At 70.9% G+C, this 16,910-nt stretch carries 17 protein-coding genes and 1 riboswitch; of the genes, 9 read left to right on the forward strand and 8 right to left on the reverse strand.

The genetic code is table 11. The features are described 5' to 3' along the window. Positions 1–134: 134 nt before the first annotated feature. Positions 135–1,760: a peptide ABC transporter substrate-binding protein gene (locus tag JOE59_RS10265; RefSeq protein ID WP_204460277.1), complete on the reverse strand. Its 1,626-nt coding sequence runs from the start codon at positions 1,758–1,760 to the stop codon at positions 135–137. 206 nt (positions 1,761–1,966) lie between these two features. Between JOE59_RS10265 and JOE59_RS10270 the strand changes: the two genes are divergently transcribed. Continuing rightward, a complete protein-coding gene (locus tag JOE59_RS10270) occupies positions 1,967–2,731 on the forward strand; it encodes a CPBP family intramembrane glutamic endopeptidase (protein WP_204460279.1) in 765 nt (254 codons plus the stop codon). On the opposite strand, the gene JOE59_RS10275 is transcribed toward JOE59_RS10270, so the two are convergent. Further along, complete coding sequence (locus JOE59_RS10275; RefSeq protein WP_204460280.1) at positions 2,677–3,147, reverse strand: hypothetical protein; 471 nt, start codon at positions 3,145–3,147, stop codon at positions 2,677–2,679. The genes JOE59_RS10270 and JOE59_RS10275 overlap by 55 nt on opposite strands. Before the next feature lie 195 nt (positions 3,148–3,342). On the opposite strand from JOE59_RS10275, the gene JOE59_RS10280 reads away from it, so the two are divergent. Beyond that, positions 3,343–3,570, forward strand: coding sequence for a hypothetical protein (locus JOE59_RS10280; protein WP_204460281.1), 228 nt, complete (start codon positions 3,343–3,345; stop codon positions 3,568–3,570). Between the two features lie 12 nt (positions 3,571–3,582). On the opposite strand, the gene JOE59_RS10285 is transcribed toward JOE59_RS10280, so the two are convergent. The 3 genes from JOE59_RS10285 to JOE59_RS10295 form a co-directional block, all read right to left on the reverse strand. Continuing rightward, positions 3,583–4,083 (reverse strand): COG4315 family predicted lipoprotein, encoded by a 501-nt coding sequence (locus JOE59_RS10285; protein ID WP_204460283.1) that lies wholly within the window; start codon positions 4,081–4,083, stop codon positions 3,583–3,585. A 111-nt stretch (positions 4,084–4,194) separates the two neighbouring features. Further along, positions 4,195–4,896 carry an anti-sigma factor family protein gene (locus JOE59_RS10290; protein WP_204460284.1) on the reverse strand — a complete coding sequence of 234 codons (702 nt, stop codon included), beginning with the start codon at positions 4,894–4,896 and terminating at the stop codon, positions 4,195–4,197. Then, positions 4,893–5,399 (reverse strand): sigma-70 family RNA polymerase sigma factor, encoded by a 507-nt coding sequence (locus JOE59_RS10295; RefSeq protein ID WP_204460286.1) that lies wholly within the window; start codon positions 5,397–5,399, stop codon positions 4,893–4,895. Before JOE59_RS10295 ends, JOE59_RS10290 begins: the two co-directional genes overlap by 4 nt. Positions 5,400–5,499: 100 nt before the next feature. Here JOE59_RS10295 and JOE59_RS10300 point away from each other — a divergent pair, with 100 nt between their 5' ends. Beyond that, positions 5,500–6,015 (forward strand): DUF2231 domain-containing protein, encoded by a 516-nt coding sequence (locus JOE59_RS10300; protein WP_204460287.1) that lies wholly within the window; start codon positions 5,500–5,502, stop codon positions 6,013–6,015. A 16-nt stretch (positions 6,016–6,031) separates the two neighbouring features. On the opposite strand, the gene gcvP is transcribed toward JOE59_RS10300, so the two are convergent. The 3 genes from gcvP to gcvT form a co-directional block, all read right to left on the reverse strand. Further along, complete coding sequence (gcvP, locus tag JOE59_RS10305) at positions 6,032–8,929, reverse strand: aminomethyl-transferring glycine dehydrogenase (RefSeq protein ID WP_204460288.1); 2,898 nt, start codon at positions 8,927–8,929, stop codon at positions 6,032–6,034. An 8-nt stretch (positions 8,930–8,937) separates the two neighbouring features. Continuing rightward, positions 8,938–9,309, reverse strand: coding sequence for a glycine cleavage system protein GcvH (gene gcvH, locus JOE59_RS10310; protein ID WP_204460289.1), 372 nt, complete (start codon positions 9,307–9,309; stop codon positions 8,938–8,940). A 67-nt stretch (positions 9,310–9,376) separates the two neighbouring features. Continuing rightward, on the reverse strand, positions 9,377–10,561 hold the full coding sequence (gene gcvT, locus JOE59_RS10315; RefSeq protein WP_204460290.1) for a glycine cleavage system aminomethyltransferase GcvT: 1,185 nt from the start codon (positions 10,559–10,561) through the stop codon (positions 9,377–9,379). 167 nt (positions 10,562–10,728) lie between these two features. Continuing rightward, positions 10,729–10,836: riboswitch (glycine riboswitch) on the reverse strand. 167 nt (positions 10,837–11,003) lie between these two features. Between gcvT and JOE59_RS10320 the strand changes: the two genes are divergently transcribed. From JOE59_RS10320 to JOE59_RS18975, 6 genes are read left to right on the forward strand one after another with little or no spacing between them, the layout of a single operon-like run. Then, the gene (locus JOE59_RS10320) at positions 11,004–11,732 is read left to right on the forward strand and encodes an NUDIX hydrolase (RefSeq protein WP_204460292.1); all 729 of its coding nucleotides are present in this window, start codon (positions 11,004–11,006) and stop codon (positions 11,730–11,732) included. After that, positions 11,729–13,084: a quinolinate synthase NadA gene (gene nadA, locus JOE59_RS10325; protein WP_204460295.1), complete on the forward strand. Its 1,356-nt coding sequence runs from the start codon at positions 11,729–11,731 to the stop codon at positions 13,082–13,084. The genes JOE59_RS10320 and nadA overlap by 4 nt, the downstream gene beginning before the upstream one ends. A 1-nt stretch (position 13,085) precedes the next feature. Beyond that, on the forward strand, positions 13,086–14,612 hold the full coding sequence (gene nadB, locus JOE59_RS10330; RefSeq protein WP_204460297.1) for an L-aspartate oxidase: 1,527 nt from the start codon (positions 13,086–13,088) through the stop codon (positions 14,610–14,612). Continuing rightward, complete coding sequence (nadC, locus tag JOE59_RS10335) at positions 14,612–15,466, forward strand: carboxylating nicotinate-nucleotide diphosphorylase (protein WP_204460299.1); 855 nt, start codon at positions 14,612–14,614, stop codon at positions 15,464–15,466. Before nadB ends, nadC begins: the two co-directional genes overlap by 1 nt. Further along, a complete protein-coding gene (locus tag JOE59_RS10340) occupies positions 15,463–16,608 on the forward strand; it encodes a cysteine desulfurase family protein (RefSeq protein ID WP_204460302.1) in 1,146 nt (381 codons plus the stop codon). Before nadC ends, JOE59_RS10340 begins: the two co-directional genes overlap by 4 nt. Further along, positions 16,605–16,739: a hypothetical protein gene (locus tag JOE59_RS18975; RefSeq protein WP_275581162.1), complete on the forward strand. Its 135-nt coding sequence runs from the start codon at positions 16,605–16,607 to the stop codon at positions 16,737–16,739. The genes JOE59_RS10340 and JOE59_RS18975 overlap by 4 nt, the downstream gene beginning before the upstream one ends. Positions 16,740–16,910 lie beyond the last annotated feature (171 nt).

A 16,910-nucleotide genomic window follows, 5' to 3' on the forward strand; every position in this document is an offset into this window, starting at 1 on the left:
TGTGCGAGTTCGACTCCACGATGCTACGCCGATCAGGCGAACACCGTGGATACGTGGGAGTGGGGCGGCAGCCTGCTCGGCTGCCGCCCCACGGGCGCCTCAGAGTATAACCCCGAGTCGTCCTTGATCGAGAACTACTCGCTCTTGGTGACCTGGTAGTACAGCGGTACCGAGTTCCAGCCGAACTCGACGTCGTTGACGACCTCGCTCCAAGCGCCGTTCACCGTGGAGTACCACAGCGGGACGGCCGGGAGGTCCTGGAACAGGATCTCCTGAGCGGACTGGAACTTCTCGTTCGCAGCAGCGATGTCGGTCTCGGAGAGGCCTTCCTTGAGGAGCGTGTCGACCTCGGGGTTCGAGTAGTCGCCATCGTTCGAGCCGGCACCGGTTCCGTAGAGCGGGCCGAGGAAGTTGAAGAGCGCCGGGTAGTCCGCCTGCCAGCCCGAACGGAAGGCCGTCTGGATGGTGCGGTCGGTGATCTTGGTGCGCGCCTCAGCGAACGTGGGGTACGGGTCGCCAGCGGCTTCGATGCCCAGGTCGTTCTTCAGGCCGTTCGCCACAGCGTCGACCCAGGCCTGGTGGCCACCGTCAGCGTTGTAGGCGATCTTGAAGGTGCCGTCCCAGGGAGCGATCGCGTCGGCCTCGGCCCACAGCTTCTTCGCCTCTTCGGGGTTGTACTCGAGCACCTCGGAGCCGGGGATCTCTTCCGAGTAGCCGTCGATGACCGGCGACGTGAAGTCGTGCGCCGGGGTGCGGGTGCCGGCGAAGATCACGTCGGTGATCTCGTCGCGGTTGATCGCCATCGAGATCGCCTGGCGGCGGAGGTTGCCCTCTTCACCCGAGAAGTGCGGGAGACGCGCCGGGATCGTGAACGACTGGAAGATCGCAGCGGCCTGAGTGACCGAGCGGTCGCCGAACTCGTCCTGGAAGGTGGCCAGAGCCGAGTCGGGGATCGCGTCGAGCACGTCGAGGTTGCCGCCCTGGAGGTCGGCGTACGCGGCGTCCTGCGAGGCGTAGAAGATGATGTCGAGACCACCGTTGACCGCCTTGCGGGGGCCGTCGTAGTCGGGGTTCACGACGAGGTCGATCTTCTCGTTGTGCTTCCAGGCGCCTTCGCCGTCGAGCATGTACGGGCCGTTGCCGACCGGGTTCTCACCGAACGCGGCGAGGTCTTCGAAGGCCGACTCGGGCAGCGGGTAGAAGGCCGAGTAGCCGAGACGCAGCGGGAAGTCCGACTCGGGCTGCTTCAGCTTGACCGTGAAAGTGGTGTCGTCGACGACCTTGAGGCCGGAGAGCTCGGGGACCTCTGCCTCGTAGTCGAAGCCTTCGATGGACTCGAAGAAGTACTGCGAGAGCTGCGGGCCGTTGGCCGTGTTCGCGCCGTAGTTCCAGGCGTCGACGAACGAAGCCGCGGTGACGGGCTCGCCGTTCGTGAACTTCTGGTCGGCCTTGAGCTTGATCGTGTAGTTCTGCGCGTCGTCGGTCTCGATGGACTCGGCGACATCGTTGTGCGCAGCGCCCTTGGCGTCGTAGTAGACGAGACCTGCGAAGATCGCGTCGAGGATCTTGCCGCCACCGACCTCGTTGGTGTTGGTGGGGATCAGCGGGTTCTGGGGCTCGGAGCCGTTGGTCGTGATGACCGCGGTGGCATCGCCAGCAGGGGCCGACGGGTCAGCACCGCCACTCGTGCAGCCTGACAGCGTCAATGCGCCGGCGGCAGCAAGAGCAATGGCTGCAACGCCGATTCTCTTGATCTTCAATGTTCCTCCTGTGAGATATGCGACGACAACACGGCTCGTGGCCGCGCTGGAGCGCTGGTAGATCGAGACTATGAACCTCACCTCCGGTAAGCAAACCAGAAGGGCAAACCGTTACCGACGCGCAACCTAGCGACACACACCTCGGCGGATTCCGGCGTGAATCCGCACGAATGTTGCGTCTGAGCCGCTCATGCGATGATTGCCGCATGTCTTCTGCACGGCGGCTGCGGCTCGAGGTCGTCATCGTGCTCGGACTCTCGCTCGGGGCATCCGCTGTCTACTCGATCGTCTCGATCATCGCGAAGGTCACCGCGGAGACGCCGCTCGGCGAGCAGTCGGTCGCGCTGAACCCCTCTCGTGCGCCCCGTGAATGGCTCGATTTCACGTACCAGTTCCTCGATGTCTTCTTCGGGCTCTTCGCCGTCGCGCTCGTGCTCTACCTGCTCTGGGCTCCCGGCACGAACCCGTTCCGCCGCATCGGCCTCGACCTGACGAGACCGGGTCGCGACGCGGCATCCGGTGTGCTGCTGGTGCTCGCCATCGGCGTGCCGGGGCTCGCGCTCTACGCGCTCGGCCGCGCCGGAGGCATCACTGTCGCTGTCGAGGCGTCACCGGCCGACTGGCTGTGGTGGACGGTGCCGATCCTCGTGTTCCGGGCGCTCGAAGCGGCGCTGACCGAGGAGGTCATCGTCGTCGGCTACCTCTTCACGCGGTTCAGGGAGCTCGGCGTCGGTCCGTGGGCGACGATCCTCTCGAGCGCCGTGCTGCGCGGCACCTACCACCTCTACCAGGGCTTCGGGCCGTTCTTCGGCAATGTCGCGATGGGCGTCGTCTTCGGCTGGTGCTACCAGCGCTGGGGGCGCACGATGCCGCTCGTCATCGCGCACTGGATCCTCGACGTCGTATCGTTCGTCGGCTATCCGCTCGCGCTCGGCTGGTGGCCGGAGTTCTTCGCCGTCTCTGCCGGCTGAGCGGTTCGCACGGGCTGATCCGCGCGAACCGGATGCCGCGTGCGGGTCGTCCTCGGCACGTGCTCGCTTCGTCCGAGCGCGACGACCGTCGTCGGCATCGGGGGCAGCGCCTCCTCGGCGGCCTCGACCCTGAGGTCGGAGTCCGTGCCCCGCACGCGCGCCAGGTCGAGCCCGCTGCGTCGAGACGGCGAGCAGACGGGCGAGTAGAAGCCCTCGTCGCCGAAGACGCTGCCGCTTGCGAAGTCGGTGATCGACTGGGCCCTGCGCAGCGCTTCGGCGGTGGCCGGATCGCGTCGCTGGAGGAGGCCTGCTCGCTGCTCGAGACCGAGACCGCGGCCCGCGAGCACCGAAGTGCCGACGAGCAGCCCCACGAACCCGACGGTCGTGAGCACCGTGATGAGATCGACGGACATCATGCCCCCTCTGCTTCGAGAGAACCCGGGCCCTCCGACAGAACCCGCGGGTCATTTCGAGAGAACCTCAGTGTACTCCCGGGTGAGCCCCTCGGGGTCGCCCTGATCCCTCGAACCGCGAGGCTCGCGAGCATGGAGGCACCCCTCGTCACGAGGGCGCCGGCCGCCACCGCCGGACACCAGGGACGGAACGGAATCATGTCACTCACCGCAGCATTCGCCGCGGGCCACCTCGCAGCCCGCGCCTCCGACCGCCGCTTCCGCGCGACCGAGGCAGAGATCGCAGCAGCGCACGAGCGCGTGGCAGCGCGGCGCAGCGCCCTCGTCACGGTCGCCGCGCCCGGCCCCGCTCGCTCCCCCGCGGCTGCTCCCGCACAGCGCGACTACACGGAGCGGGGCCGACATGCGGCACCGCGCCCCGCGTAGTCGAGACTGCCGTCAGCCGCCGATCTTCTCCCCTGCAGGGGTGAGCACCCACCACACGTCGTTCACGCCCTGGCCGTTCGTGTCGCCCGAGGCGCCGTCGCCCGCGAAGTAGTAGAGCGGCCAGCCGTTCAGCGTCACCTGCGTCGAACCGTCGACGCCCGTGATGGTGCCGATCTCACCGGTCACGCCTTCGACCTCCGGGGCATCCGACTCGGTCGTCACCGCGGGCCAGTTGGTCGCGCATTCGCCTTCGCAGCTGCTGGCGTCGGCTCCCTGGGCGTCGTTGTCGAACATGTAGACCGTCATACCCTCGCCGTCGACGACGATCTCGCCGAGTTCCGAGTCGGCGGTGGTGAGCACCGCCCCAGACGCCTCTGCGCCCATGTCGGGCGACTCGGTCTCGGCCGAGGTGCCCGCGCCGTCCGAGGGCTCCTCCGCGGTAGGGGCCGAGCAACCGGCCAGTGCCACGATGAGGCCCATGACGGCCAATCCTGTTGCGATGCGCAGCTTCATGCGTCGTCCTTCTCTCGTACTCGCGGCCGCGGTCGCGGCCTCTCCAGAAGCACGAGACGCAGCACCGGATGGTTCAATCCGACCGAGAACCGCGGTCCATCACCTCGCCGCTCAGTCGACGTCGATCCGCATGAGCACGTCGCCGCTGCCCATCGCCCGGATCTCGAGCGATGCGATCTCGTCGAGGTCGAGGGCGGCGCCCGCCGACAGCCGGGCCGCGGATCCGGGACTCGCCCGCCAGCTCGACACGTCGGTGCGCACGCCGTCTCGACCGACGACGACGAGCGCGTACGGCCAGCCTCCGGCCGGGGCATCGGATGCCTCGGCGTCGGCGTATCGGCAGTCGAGCTCGATCCTCGTGCCCCATGCGACCTGCGTGAGCGTCGCGGTGGCCGAGAGCGGCACCTCGGCGACCGACTCGAAGGCGACCGATTCGGAGGGCACGGAGGGTCGCATGGCCGCGAGGGGCACGGCGATCGCGACGATGACGACCACGGCCGCCGCCGCGGAGGCGATCCACCAGGTCCGGGTGCGGCGGCGACGCCGCCGACGGTCCTCCAACCGCACCACGTCGAGGAGGTCGTCGCGGGGTTTCGGGGCGGGGACGGTGTCGGGCTCGCCGAGGAGGGCCTCGGCGCGTTCGGAGGACAGCCGCGCGAGGAGTCCCGGCATCGGGGCGAGCTCGGCGACGGATCGACGGCAGAGCTCGCACGACTCGAGGTGCTGCTCGTACTCGCCCCGCTCGACCGGCGAGAGCGCGCCGAGCACGTAGGCCGAGTCCCAGTCCGCGAAGCGCGCGTGTTCCGGGTTCATCGCGTCACTCCCTTCTCCTGCAGCGCGAGCCGCAGGGCCCGAAGCCCGTAGTGCAGTCGGGACTTCACCGTACCCTCGGGGATGCCGAGTCGCCGGGCGACCTCGGCCACGCTGCATCCGCCGTAGTAGGCATGCACGATCACCGCCCGATGCTCCATGCTCAACGTCACCAGCGCCTCCTCGACGAGCAGGCTCTCGAACAGCGCATCGGTCGCGTCGTGCTCCGCGCGCTCCGGCGTCTCGGCGACGCCGATCTCGTGCCGACGACGCGCGCTCCGCGCCTCGTCGATCACGAGGTTCCGGGCGACCGTGATCATCCACGACCGCGTCGTCTCCGGCTCCTGGGCCATGATCCGGGGGCTCCGCCACGCACGGAGCAGGGTCTCCTGCACGATGTCGTCGGCGCCGGCGGCATCACCGGTGAGGTGCACCACGTACCTCCACACCGACGGCCCGTGCGCGTCGTAGAGCGCGACGAGTCGGCTGTCGTCATCGAGCGGCATCCATCACCTCCTGTTCTCTGACGAGAGAACGAGAGGGCGCTCCGAATCGTTCATTCGCGGCGAGGGTGAACCCGGGCGGCGTCTGCGTCGTGTTCACGGCATGGATCCCACGAATCTCGCACCGGTCGCCTCGGAGGACGTCCTCCAGATCGCGGGGCTGCCATTGCACCCGCTCATCGTGCACGCGGTGGTCGTGCTCACACCGCTCACGGTACTCGCCCTGCTGCTCGGCGCGTTCTGGCCCGCGGCCCGCCGCCGGCTCGGCATCGTGACCGCGCTCGGCGCGGCCCTCGTGCTCGTGCTCGTGCCGATCACCGTCGCGGCCGGGCAGTCGCTCGCCGAACGCATCGGGCCGGTCCCCGCCGTCGCGCGGCATCAGCAGTTCGGCGAGATGCTGCTGCCCTGGGCGATCGCGCTCTTCGTCGTCGCTGCAGCCCAGTGGGCGTGGTTCCGCTTCGGTGACGAGCGGATGCGCCGGGGTTCGCCCGTCGCGGCGCGGGCGGTGCGCATCGGGCTCGCCGTGGCATCCGTCATCGTCGGCGTCGGCACGGCCGTGCTGCTCGTGCTGATCGGCGACTCAGGAGCCCGCGCCGTCTGGGGCGGGCTCCTGAGCTGACCGACTCCGGAACTCGTTACGCGAACGCCTCGACCGGCGGGCAGGCGCACACGAGGTTGCGGTCGCCGAACGCCTGGTCGATGCGGCGCACCGGCACCCAGTACTTGCCGCGCACGAGCGAGTGCACCGGGTAGACGGCCTGCTCGCGGGTGTAGGCGTGGGTCCACTCCCCGGCGATGACCGACTCCGCGGTGTGCGGCGCATTCACGAGCGGGTTGTCGTCGGCGGGCCACTCGCCCGCGGCGACGGCGTCGGCCTCGGCCTTGATCGCGACCATGGCCTCGACGAAGCGCTCGAGCTCGGCCAGGTCCTCCGACTCGGTCGGCTCGATCATGAGCGTGCCCGCGACCGGGAACGACATCGTCGGGGCGTGGAAGCCGTAGTCGACGAGGCGCTTGGCCACGTCGTCGACGGTCACGCCCGTCGTCGCCGTGAGGGGGCGCAGGTCGAGGATGCACTCGTGCGCGACGAGTCCGTTGTCGCCGGTGTAGAGCACGGGGTAGTGCTCGCGCAGGCGCGAGGCCACGAAGTTCGCGGCGAGCACCGCCGAGGCGGTCGCCTGCTTCAGGCCCTCGGAGCCCATCATGCGCACATAGGCCCACGAGATCGGCAGGATCGACGGGCTGCCGTACGGAGCCGCCGAGACGGGGCCGCCGTCGTGGGTGACGCCGCCCGAGTGGTCGGCGCGCTGGGCCATCGGGTGGCCGGGCAGGTACGGCGCGAGGTGCGCCTTCGCCGCGACCGGGCCGACGCCGGGGCCGCCGCCGCCGTGCGGGATGCAGAACGTCTTGTGCAGGTTCAGGTGCGACACGTCGCCGCCGAAGTCGCCGAAGCGGGCGAAGCCGAGCAGGGCGTTGAGGTTCGCACCGTCGACGTACACCTGGCCGCCGGCGTCGTGCACGGCCTGCGTGATGGTCTTCACCTCGTGCTCGTAGACGCCGTGCGTCGACGGGTAGGTGATCATGAGGGCCGCGAGGCTCGCAGCGTGCTCGGCGATCTTCGCGCGCAGGTCGTCGAGGTCGACGTTGCCGAGCTCGTCGGTCGCCACGACCACGACGCGCATGCCGGCGAGCACTGCGGATGCCGCGTTGGTGCCGTGCGCGCTCGAGGGGATGAGGCACACGGTGCGCTCGGTCTCGCCGTTGGCGTGGTGGTACCCGCGGATCGCGAGGAGGCCGGCGAGCTCGCCCTGGCTGCCCGCGTTCGGCTGCAGCGACACCGTGTCGTACCCGGTGACCTCGGCGAGCCAGGTCTCGAGCTGCTCGATGAGGCCGAGGGTGCCGACGACGTCGGCCTCGGGCGCGAAGGGGTGCAGGTTCGCGAACTCGGGCCACGTGACCGACTGCATCTCGGTGGCGGCGTTGAGCTTCATGGTGCACGAGCCGAGCGGGATCATGCCGCGGTCGAGCGCGTAGTCGCGGTCGGCGAGGGTCTTCAGGTAGCGCATCATCTGCGTCTCGGAGTGGTGCGTGTTGAAGACCGGGTGCTCGAGGTAGCCGCTCGTGCGACGGAGTTCACCGCTCGCGACGGCCGGCAGGGTCGAGGTCTCGACCGGGACCTCGGTGCGCTCGGGCAGCCCGAACGCCTGGGCGACGAGCGAGAGCTCGGCCTCGGTCGTGGTCTCGTCGACGGCGATGTGCACGGTGGCCTCATCGGCCTCCCACACGTTCACGCCGAGGGTGCGGGCGCGCTCGACGATGTTGCCGGCGAGGCCGGGCACGTGCACCCTGATGGTGTCGAAGTAGGTGTCGTGCGCGAGGGTGAGCCCGTAGCCGGTGAGCACCTCGGCGAGCGCGGTCGCCTTCGCGGCCGTCGAGACCGCGATGTGACGGATGCCGCGGGGGCCGTGGTACACCGCGTACATCGACGCCATGACGGCGAGCAGCACCTGCGCGGTGCAGATGTTCGAGGTCGCCTTCTCGCGGCGGATGTGCTGCTCGCGGGCCTGCAGGGTCAGGCGGTACGCGGGCGCGCCCACGGCATCCTTCGAGACGCCGACGAGGCGGCCCGGCAGCTGGCGCTCGAGGCCCGTGCGTACGGCCATGTAGCCGGCGTGCGGTCCGCCGAAGCCCATGGGCACGCCGAAGCGCTGCGAGGTGCCGACGGCGACGTCGGCGCCGAGCTCGCCCGGGCTCGTGATGAGTGCGAGGGCCAGCAGGTCGGCGGCCACGACGACGAGGGCGCCCTGCGCCTTCGAGGCGGCGATGACGGATGCCGGGTTCCACACGCGACCCGATGCGCCCGGGTACTGCACGAAGAGACCGAAGTGCTCGCCGAAGGCGGCGACATCCGTGCCCTCGACGAGGTCTGCGACGACGAGCTCGATGCCGACGGCCTCGGAGCGCGACTCGAGCAGCGCGAGGGTCTGCGGCAGCACGTCGGCGTCGACGACGAAGCGGTTCGAGGTCGACTTCGAGGCGCGGCGCGCGAGCAGCATGCCCTCGACGACCGCGGTGCCCTCGTCGAGCATCGACGCGTTGGCGGTGTCGAGGCCCGTGAGGTCGGTGACCATCGTCTGGAAGTTGATGAGCGCCTCGAGCCGGCCCTGTGAGATCTCGGGCTGGTAGGGCGTGTAGGCCGTGTACCAGCTCGGGTTCTCGAGCACGTTGCGCTGGATGACCGACGGCGTGACCGTGCCGAAGTACCCGAGGCCGATCATCGAGGTGCGCACGGTGTTCTGCTCGGCGAGCGCCGCGAGCTCGGCGAGCGCCTCGCGCTCGGTGGCTGCGGCGGGGATCGCCGAGTTCAGCACCTCCCCCATGCGGATCGACGTGGGCACCGCGGCGGCCATGAGGGCGTCGAGTGAGTCGTAGCCGAGCTCGGCGAGCATGAGTCCGTGGTCGCTCGGGCTGGTGCCGATGTGGCGGCGCCCGAAGGCGTCGAGGTCGAATGCTGAGGAGGCGGGGGTGCTCATGCGGGTGCTTACTCTCCGACCAGTGCGCGGTACTCGGCGTGGGTGAGGAACTTCGGCAGGCTCGAGGCGTTCACCTTGATGAGCCAGCCCTCGCCGAACGGGTCGCTGTTGACGAGCTCGGGCGAGTCGACGACGGTCTGGTTGGCCTCGACGACCTCGCCGCTGACGGGGGCGAACAGCTCGCCGACCGACTTCGTCGACTCGATCTCGCCGACGACGGTGCCCTCGGTCACGGTCGTGCCGGCCGCGGGCAGTTCGACGAAGACGACGTCGCCGAGCTTGTCGGCGGCGTAGTCGGTGATGCCGATCGTCGCGACGTCGCCGTCGATGGCGATCCACTCGTGCTCTTCGGTGTAGTGCAGTGCGGTCTGGTCGGTCATGGGGTGCTCCTTGCAGTGGGTTGGTTGCCGAGCCGCCCGAATCCGTGCAGAGTCGGGCGACTCGAGGTCAGGCGGTGCGCTTGTAGAACGGCAGTGCGACGACGGATGCCGCGACGCGCGTGCCCCGCACGTCGACGAAGAGCTCGCGGCCAGGCTCGGCGGCGTCCGGTGCCACGAGGGCCATGGCGATCGGGTGGCCGAGCGTCGGCGAGAGTGCGCCGCTCGTGATGACGCCGATGCGGGTCGCGTCGGCGCCATCGCCGTCGTAGACCTCGTAGTCGGCGCGAGCTGCGCGGCGGCCTTCGGCTGCGAGGCCGACGAGCACCGGGGCATCCGTTGCGGGGCCCTGCTCGATGGCGGCGCGACCGACGAAGTCGTCGGGCTTGGCGAGTGCGACCACACGGCCGAGGCCGGCCTGCACGGGCAGGATGTCGCGGCTCAGCTCGTGACCGTAGAGGGGCATGCCCGCCTCGAGGCGCAGCGTGTCGCGGCTCGCGAGACCGCAGGGCGTCACGCGGGGGCCACCGGTCTCGGCGAGCGCCTGCCACAGGCCGGCTGCGCGCTCGGGCGCGAGGTAGAGCTCGAACCCGTCTTCGCCGGTGTACCCGGTGCGCGCGACGAGCACGGGCTCGCCCTCGAAGGTCGCCGGGAAGGCGCGGTAGTACTTGAGCGCTTCGAGCTTCGCGTCGAAGTCCTCCTCGTCGTTGCCCGGCCCGTCGACGCCGAAGCCCGGTGTCTCGAGCAGCACCGCGCGCGCGTCTGGACCCTGCAGGGCGATGAGCGCGACGTCGTCGCTCTCGTCGGAGACGATCGTGTCGAAGCCGGAGGCGCGGGCGCGCAGCTCGTCGGCGACGACGGCCGCGTTCGAGGCGTTCGCGACGACCATGTAGCGGTCGTCGCCCGTGCGGTAGACGACGAGGTCGTCGATGATGCCGCCGTCTTCGGCGAGCAGCAGGGAGTACTTGGCCTGGCCGATCTCGATGGCCGAGAGCTTGCCGGCGAGCGCGTGGTCGAGCGCGGCGGCAGCCTGGGGTCCGATGAGCACGATCTCGCCCATGTGCGAGAGGTCGAAGAGACCCGCTGCGGTGCGCACGGCGTGGTGCTCGGCGAGGTCGCTGGAGTAGCGCACGGGCATCTGCCAGCCCGCGAAGTCGGTGAAGCTCGCGCCCGCTGCGCGGTGCACGGCGTCGAGCGGGCTCAGCCGTTCGGTGCTCGACGACTCGAGGCTGGTGGTACCGGGTTCGTTGGTCACGAGAGTTCTCCAGACGTGCCGGCGCTCGCCGGCGTTGTCACGGTCGCGGAAGCGGCACCGTGTGGGAACTCCCCCTCTGTCATGAGCCTGAGAGTTTCACGCGGTCTCGCGCTTTCACCGTGGGCGGGAGGCCGCGAGCCATCGCGGAATCCACTTTTCAGAGCGGCCTCGTCATCGCGGTGTAGTGACCTGAGAGATTGGCGGGGAGGCTTGCTCCTTCGGTGCCGGTCTGGGCGCTGTTCGTTGGTGCTGACCGGCTCTCCCGCGACGCGTCGATGGCCCGGTATGAGATTGTGCTCCGATCCTAGCAGCGGCGCGGTTCGGTGTCGGCTGGGCGTCGGCTGTGATCTGCGCCGAGTGGATTCACGTTCTGGTCAGATTGACTGTAAGCTGACGTCCGACCGAGTTCGAGTCAGCTTGACCAGAAGAGCGGAGGCGCCGGATGCCGCACCAGACCGAATCCCAGGGCGATCTGTCGACACGCCTCGCGGTCTCGACGGTGATCTTCGCCCTGCGCCCCGATCGCTCCGGTCGCCCAGTGCTCTGGACCCCGCTCGTGCGTCGCACGCGTGAGCCCCAACTCGGGCTCTGGGCCCTGCCCGGCGGCTGGCTGCCGCCCGCCGAGGAGCTCGAGGCCGCGGCCGCTCGCACCCTGCGACTGACGACCGGCCTCGCTCCCACCTACCTCGAGCAGCTCTACACCTTCGGCGAGGTCGACCGCTCCCCCGGGGCCCGCGTCGTCTCGGTCGTCTACTGGGCGCTCGTGCAGAGCGACGAGGCGGCACGTGCCACGGCGGGGCCGAACGTGCGCTGGGTGCCTGCCGACACGCTGCCCGGGCTCGCGTTCGACCACAACCGCATCATCGAGTACGCGCTCTGGCGCCTGCGCACCAAGGTCGAGTACGCCTGGATCGCGCACGCGTTCCTCGGCGAGACCTTCACCCTCGCCGAACTCCGCGAGGTCGTCGAAGCCGTGCTGCAGCGCCCGCTCGACCCCGCGAACTTCCGCCGCACGATGCTCGCCTCGGGCCGACTGCGCGAGACCGGCGAGCGCCTGGCCGGCGCACGGAACCGGCCTCCGAAGCTCTACCGCTACGACCCCACCGCCCTCGCGGCGACCACCGAACCGACCGCGCGAACCGAAGCGCTGAAGGAGCGACCGGCATCATGACCATCTCCATCGACGACCTGCAGACCGATGACACGCGCGCCGCGGCATCCGTCGACCGCACCATCCGGCTCATCACGGCCGGAGCCGCCGCCGGCGAGTCGTGCTCGCCCGAGCTCGCGAAGGGGCCGTGGGAGTTCGACGCGGGCCCCGTCGCGTACGGCCCCGGCTCCTCGATGGGCGACGTGATCCCCACGGGCTCGCCGCGGCAGGGTGCGCTGCCCGAGTCGTACCGCACGGCCTCCGCCGACGAGCTCCACGCGCGCATCCGTGCCGCGAAGGCGACGCTCGGCGACCGCGCGGTCGTGCTCGGCCACTTCTACCAGCGCGACGAGGTCATCGAGCACGCCGACTTCGTGGGCGACTCGTTCCAGCTCGCGAACGCCGCGCTCACCCGGCCCGACGCCGAGGCCATCGTCTTCTGCGGCGTGCACTTCATGGCCGAGACGGCCGACCTGCTCTCGACGCCCGAGCAGGCCGTGATCCTGCCGAACCTCGCCGCGGGCTGCTCGATGGCCGACATGGCCGATGAGAGCTCGGTCGAGGAGTGCTGGGAGCAGCTCGAGTCGGTCTACGGCGACCTCACGGCGACCGATGCCGACGGCAGGGTGCCGGTCATCCCGGTCACCTACATGAACTCGTCGGCCGCGCTCAAGGGCTTCGTCGGCCGGCACGGCGGCATCGTCTGCACCTCCTCGAACGCGAAGACCGTGCTGGAGTGGGCGTTCGAGCGCGGGCAGCGGGTGCTCTTCTTCCCCGACCAGCACCTCGGTCGCAACACCGCGAAGGCCATGGGCGTGCCGCTCGAGCAGATGCCGATGTGGAACCCGCGCAAGGCGCTCGGCGGCAGCACGGTGGGCGAGCTGGGCGACGCCCGCGTCATCCTCTGGCACGGCTTCTGCTCGGTGCACCGCCGGTTCACGGTCGACCAGATCGCGCAGGCGCGCATCGACCACCCCGGCGTGCAGGTCATCGTGCACCCAGAGTGCCCCATGCCGGTCGTCGACGCAGCGGATGCCGCGGGCTCGACCGACTTCATCGTGAAGGCGATCCAGGCCGCCCCCGCCGGCTCGACCTTCGCGATCGGCACCGAGATCAACCTCGTGCAGCGCCTCGCGGCCGAGTACCCGCAGCACGAGATCTTCTGCCTCGACCCCGTCGTGTGCCCGTGCTCGACGATGTACCGCATCCACCCCGGCTACCTCGCCTGGGTGCTCGAGGAGCTCGTCGCGGGTCGCGTCGTCAACCGCATCACGGTGGCCGATGACGTGGCGGAGCCTGCACGCGTCGCCCTCGAGCGGATGCTGGCGGCGAAGCCGCCGGCAGCGGCCCCGCAGCCGGTCGCGGGAGCCTGACATGGCGCGCGTGCTCGTGATCGGCGGCGGCATCGCCGGGCTCTGGGCCGCGGTGAAGGCCACCGATGCCGGGCACACCGTCGAGCTCGTCACGAAGGCGGAGCTCGCAGAGGGCAACACCCGCTATGCGCAGGGCGGCATCGCCGCGGCCCTCTTCCCCGACGACTCGACCGAACGCCACTTCGCCGACACGATCGAGGCGGGCGCCGGACTCGCCGATCCCGTTGCCGTGCGCGTGCTCGTCGACGAGGGCCCCGATCGGGTGCGCGACCTGATCCGCTTCGGGGTCGCATTCGATCGCGGCGAGTCGGGCCTCGAGCGCGGCCTCGAGGCCGCACACTCACGCGCACGCATCCTGCACGCCGGCGGCGACGCCACCGGCGCGGCGATCGAGCACGCCCTCGTCGCCACCGTGCGGCGCCGCGCCGTGGCGATCGACGAGCAGACGATGCTCGTCGACCTCGTCGTCGAGACCGGGCACGTGGTCGGGGCACGGCTGCTCGGGCCATCCGGAGCCGTCGTCGAGCGCCGCGCCGACGCGGTCGTGCTGGCCACCGGCGGCAGCGGATGCCTCTTCCGCCATACGACGAACCCGGCGGTCGCGACCGGCGACGGCGTGGCCGCCGCATGGCGCGCGGGTGCACGGGTCGCCGACCTCGAGTTCACCCAGTTCCACCCGACCGCGCTGGCAGCCCCCGGCACCCCGCTCATCTCGGAGGCCGTGCGCGGCGAGGGCGCCGTGCTGCTCGATGCCGGCGGCCGCCGCTTCCTGCTCGACCTCGACCCGCGCGGCGAGCTCGCCCCCCGCGACGTCGTCGCGCGTGCCGTCTGGCGGCGCTCGCTCGAGCAGGGCGGTGCCCCCGTGCTGCTCGACGCCACCTCGCTCGGCAGGGCCGAGCTCGCCCGGCGCTTCCCCGGCCTCGACACCGTCGCGCGTGCAGCCGGCTTCGACTGGGCCCGGGAGCCGATTCCGGTGACCCCCGCCGCGCACTACGCCATGGGCGGCGTCGCGACCGACCTCGACGGGCGCACGAGCCTGCCCGGCCTCTTCGCCGTCGGCGAGGTCGCCCGCACGGGCGTGCACGGGGCGAATCGGCTCGCGTCGAACTCCCTGCTCGAAGCGGCCGTGTTCGCCGACCGCACGGTGCGGGCGATCACCGCTTCGGAAGCGCCGGTACGGCAGGTCCTCATCGCCGACGACGAGGCCGCCGGATCGCCCGACACTGCTGCAGTCGTGCACGGCGTCCCCGTCGATCGCGACGAGTTGCAGGCCCTCATGTGGAGCCACGTGGGGCTCGAACGCGACGAGGAGGGGCTGGCGGCGGCATCCGCTCGGCTCGATGCGTGGCGCGCACTCGAGCCCGTCGACCGCCGCAGCGCCGAGGATCGCAACCTGCTCGACCTGGCGCGGCTCACCGTCGCGGCGGCACGTGCTCGCCGAGCGAGCTGCGGCGCGCACTTCCGCACGGATGACCCGAACCTCGTCGTTGCCCACCTCCCCACCCCGCTCGAACGAGAGGCCGCCTGATGACCGACGCACGAGAGGTCGACCGCATCGTCGGCGCAGCGCTCGACGAGGACGCCCCGTGGGGCGATCTGACCTCCGAGGTGCTGATCCCCGCCACCGCCACCGCCACCGCCGAACTCATGGCGCGCGAGGCGGGCGTGCTCAGCGGCATCGAGGTGTTCGCCGCGGCGTTCCGACTCGTCGACCCCGCGGTGGTCGTCGAGCAGCTCGCCGCCGACGGCGAGCCGTTCGAGGCCGGTGCGGTGCTCGCCCGGGTCAGCGGTCCGGCACGCGGCATCCTGCGCGCCGAGCGCGTCGGGCTGAACCTCGTGCAGCGCATGTCTGGGATCGCGACGCTCACCGCCCGGTACGTGGCGGAGACCGACGGCACCCGTGCGCGCATCGTCGACACCCGCAAGACGACGCCGGGGCTGCGCAGCCTCGAACGCCAGTCCGTGCGCGACGGCGGCGGCCGCAACCACCGGCGCTCGCTCTCCGACGCGGTCATGGCGAAGGACAACCACCTCGCCGTGCTCACGGCGGGAGGACACGACCTCGCGACCGCGCTCCGGGCGGCGCGCGACCGGATGCCGCACACGGCCCACCTCGAGGTCGAGGTCGACCGGCTCGACCAGGTCGAGGCCGTGCTCGCGGGCGGGGCCGACACCGTCATGCTCGACAACTTCACGCCCGACGGCCTGAGGGCGGGCGTCGCGCTCATCGCGGGGCGTGCGATCGTCGAGGCATCGGGCGGCGTCTCGCTCGAGACGGTGCGCGAGATCGCCTCGACCGGCGTCGACGTGATCTCGGTCGGGGCGCTCACCCACTCGGTGCGCTCGCTCGATCTCGGCCTCGATGTCGCGGTGACGACGTGATCTTCCTCGATCACGCGGCCACGACGCCCGTACGCCGCGAGGTGCTCGAGGCGATGTGGCCGTACCTCTCGGGCTCCTTCGGCAACCCGTCGAGCCACCACGCACTCGGCGACGAGGCGTCCCGTGCCCTCGCCGCCGCCCGCGCGACCGTCGCCGCGGTCGTCGGCTGCCGGCCCGGCGACGTCGTCTTCACGAGCGGCGGCACCGAGGCCGATAACCTCGCGGTGAAGGGCCTCGCCCTCGCGAACCCGCGCGGGCGGCACCTCGTGGTCTCGCCGATCGAACACGAGGCCGTGCTCGAATCCGCGGCATACCTCGCCCGGGTGCACGGCTTCGAGGTCTCCGAGGTCGCGGTCGACGCGGGCGGACGAGTCACGCCCGAGGCGCTCGCCCGGGTCGTCCGGCCCGACACCGCGCTCGTCTCGGTGCAGCTCGCGAACAACGAGATCGGCACGGTGCAGCCGATCGCCGAGCTCGCCGCCGTCGCGCACGCCGCCGGGGCGCTCATGCACACCGACGCCGTGCAGGCGGCCGGCTGGCTCCCCCTCTCGCTCGATGCACTCGGCGTCGACGCCCTCTCGCTCGCCGGTCACAAGGTCGGGGCGCCGAAGGGCACGGGCGCCCTCGTCGTGCGCGGACGCCTGCCGCTCGAACCGGTGCTGCACGGCGGCGGGCAGGAACGCGGCCGCAGGTCGGGCACCGAGAACGTCGCGGGCGCGGTCGCCTTCGCGACGGCCCTGCGCCTCGCAGAGGCCGAACGAGCGGATGCCGCGGCGCGCGTCGCCGAGCTCGGCTCCGAGTTCACGGCGACGATCGCTGCGACCGTTCCCGGGGCCCGGCCGACCGGCGACCCCGAGGACCGCCTGCCCGGCACGGTCTCCTTCGTCTTCCCCGGCACGAGCGGCGAGGCCGTGCTGCTCGAGCTCGAGCGCGACGGCGTCGTCTGCTCGAGCGGCTCGGCCTGCGCGGCCGGCAGCGACGAGCCCTCGCACGTGCTCACGGCGATCGGGCTCCCCGCCGACCTCGCGCAGACGGCCGTGCGCTTCACGCTCGGCGCGGAGACCACGGCCGAAGAGCTGACGGATGCCGCGGCATCCGTCGCGCGTGCCGTGTCGGCCGTTCGCGGTATCGTGGCGACATGAGCGAATCGACATCTGCAGCTGACAAGGCCAACGAGCGCCGCATCGAGAACGAGCTCGCTCCCGAAGAGCAGCTCCTCGAGGGCTGGCTCCCCCGTCCCACGCCCACCGACGGCCCGGCACCGGCTCCGTAAGCCGCCCCGCGACGACCGAGTTTCCCAACAGGCCGTAGCGCTTTCCGAGCGCTCGGTTCCATACGTTCCGATCGATGTCGGAATCGGGGAATAGCGAGTCACCCGACGCGGGTTGACCAACGTATTCGACGCATTTTCCCCGGCGCAGTTCTGCGCCGACATCGATTGGAC

The sequence above is a fragment of the Agromyces cerinus genome, from assembly GCF_016907835.1.
GTDB classification, from domain to species: Bacteria; Actinomycetota; Actinomycetes; order Actinomycetales; family Microbacteriaceae; genus Agromyces; species Agromyces nitratus.

Coding starts and splice junctions, on each gene's coding strand:
- JOE59_RS10280 (WP_204460281.1), top strand. CDS start 3,343: ATGTCACTCACCGCAGCATTCGCCGCGGGCCACCTCGCAGCCCGCGCC.
- gcvP (WP_204460288.1), bottom strand. CDS start 8,929: ATGAGCACCCCCGCCTCCTCAGCATTCGACCTCGACGCCTTCGGGCGC.
- gcvH (WP_204460289.1), bottom strand. CDS start 9,309: ATGACCGACCAGACCGCACTGCACTACACCGAAGAGCACGAGTGGATC.
- JOE59_RS10290 (WP_204460284.1), bottom strand. CDS start 4,896: ATGAACCCGGAACACGCGCGCTTCGCGGACTGGGACTCGGCCTACGTG.
- JOE59_RS10285 (WP_204460283.1), bottom strand. CDS start 4,083: ATGAAGCTGCGCATCGCAACAGGATTGGCCGTCATGGGCCTCATCGTG.
- JOE59_RS10295 (WP_204460286.1), bottom strand. CDS start 5,399: ATGCCGCTCGATGACGACAGCCGACTCGTCGCGCTCTACGACGCGCAC.
- nadA (WP_204460295.1), top strand. CDS start 11,729: ATGACCATCTCCATCGACGACCTGCAGACCGATGACACGCGCGCCGCG.
- JOE59_RS18975 (WP_275581162.1), top strand. CDS start 16,605: ATGAGCGAATCGACATCTGCAGCTGACAAGGCCAACGAGCGCCGCATC.
- JOE59_RS10275 (WP_204460280.1), bottom strand. CDS start 3,147: ATGATGTCCGTCGATCTCATCACGGTGCTCACGACCGTCGGGTTCGTG.
- nadB (WP_204460297.1), top strand. CDS start 13,086: ATGGCGCGCGTGCTCGTGATCGGCGGCGGCATCGCCGGGCTCTGGGCC.
- JOE59_RS10270 (WP_204460279.1), top strand. CDS start 1,967: ATGTCTTCTGCACGGCGGCTGCGGCTCGAGGTCGTCATCGTGCTCGGA.
- JOE59_RS10320 (WP_204460292.1), top strand. CDS start 11,004: ATGCCGCACCAGACCGAATCCCAGGGCGATCTGTCGACACGCCTCGCG.
- JOE59_RS10300 (WP_204460287.1), top strand. CDS start 5,500: ATGGATCCCACGAATCTCGCACCGGTCGCCTCGGAGGACGTCCTCCAG.
- nadC (WP_204460299.1), top strand. CDS start 14,612: ATGACCGACGCACGAGAGGTCGACCGCATCGTCGGCGCAGCGCTCGAC.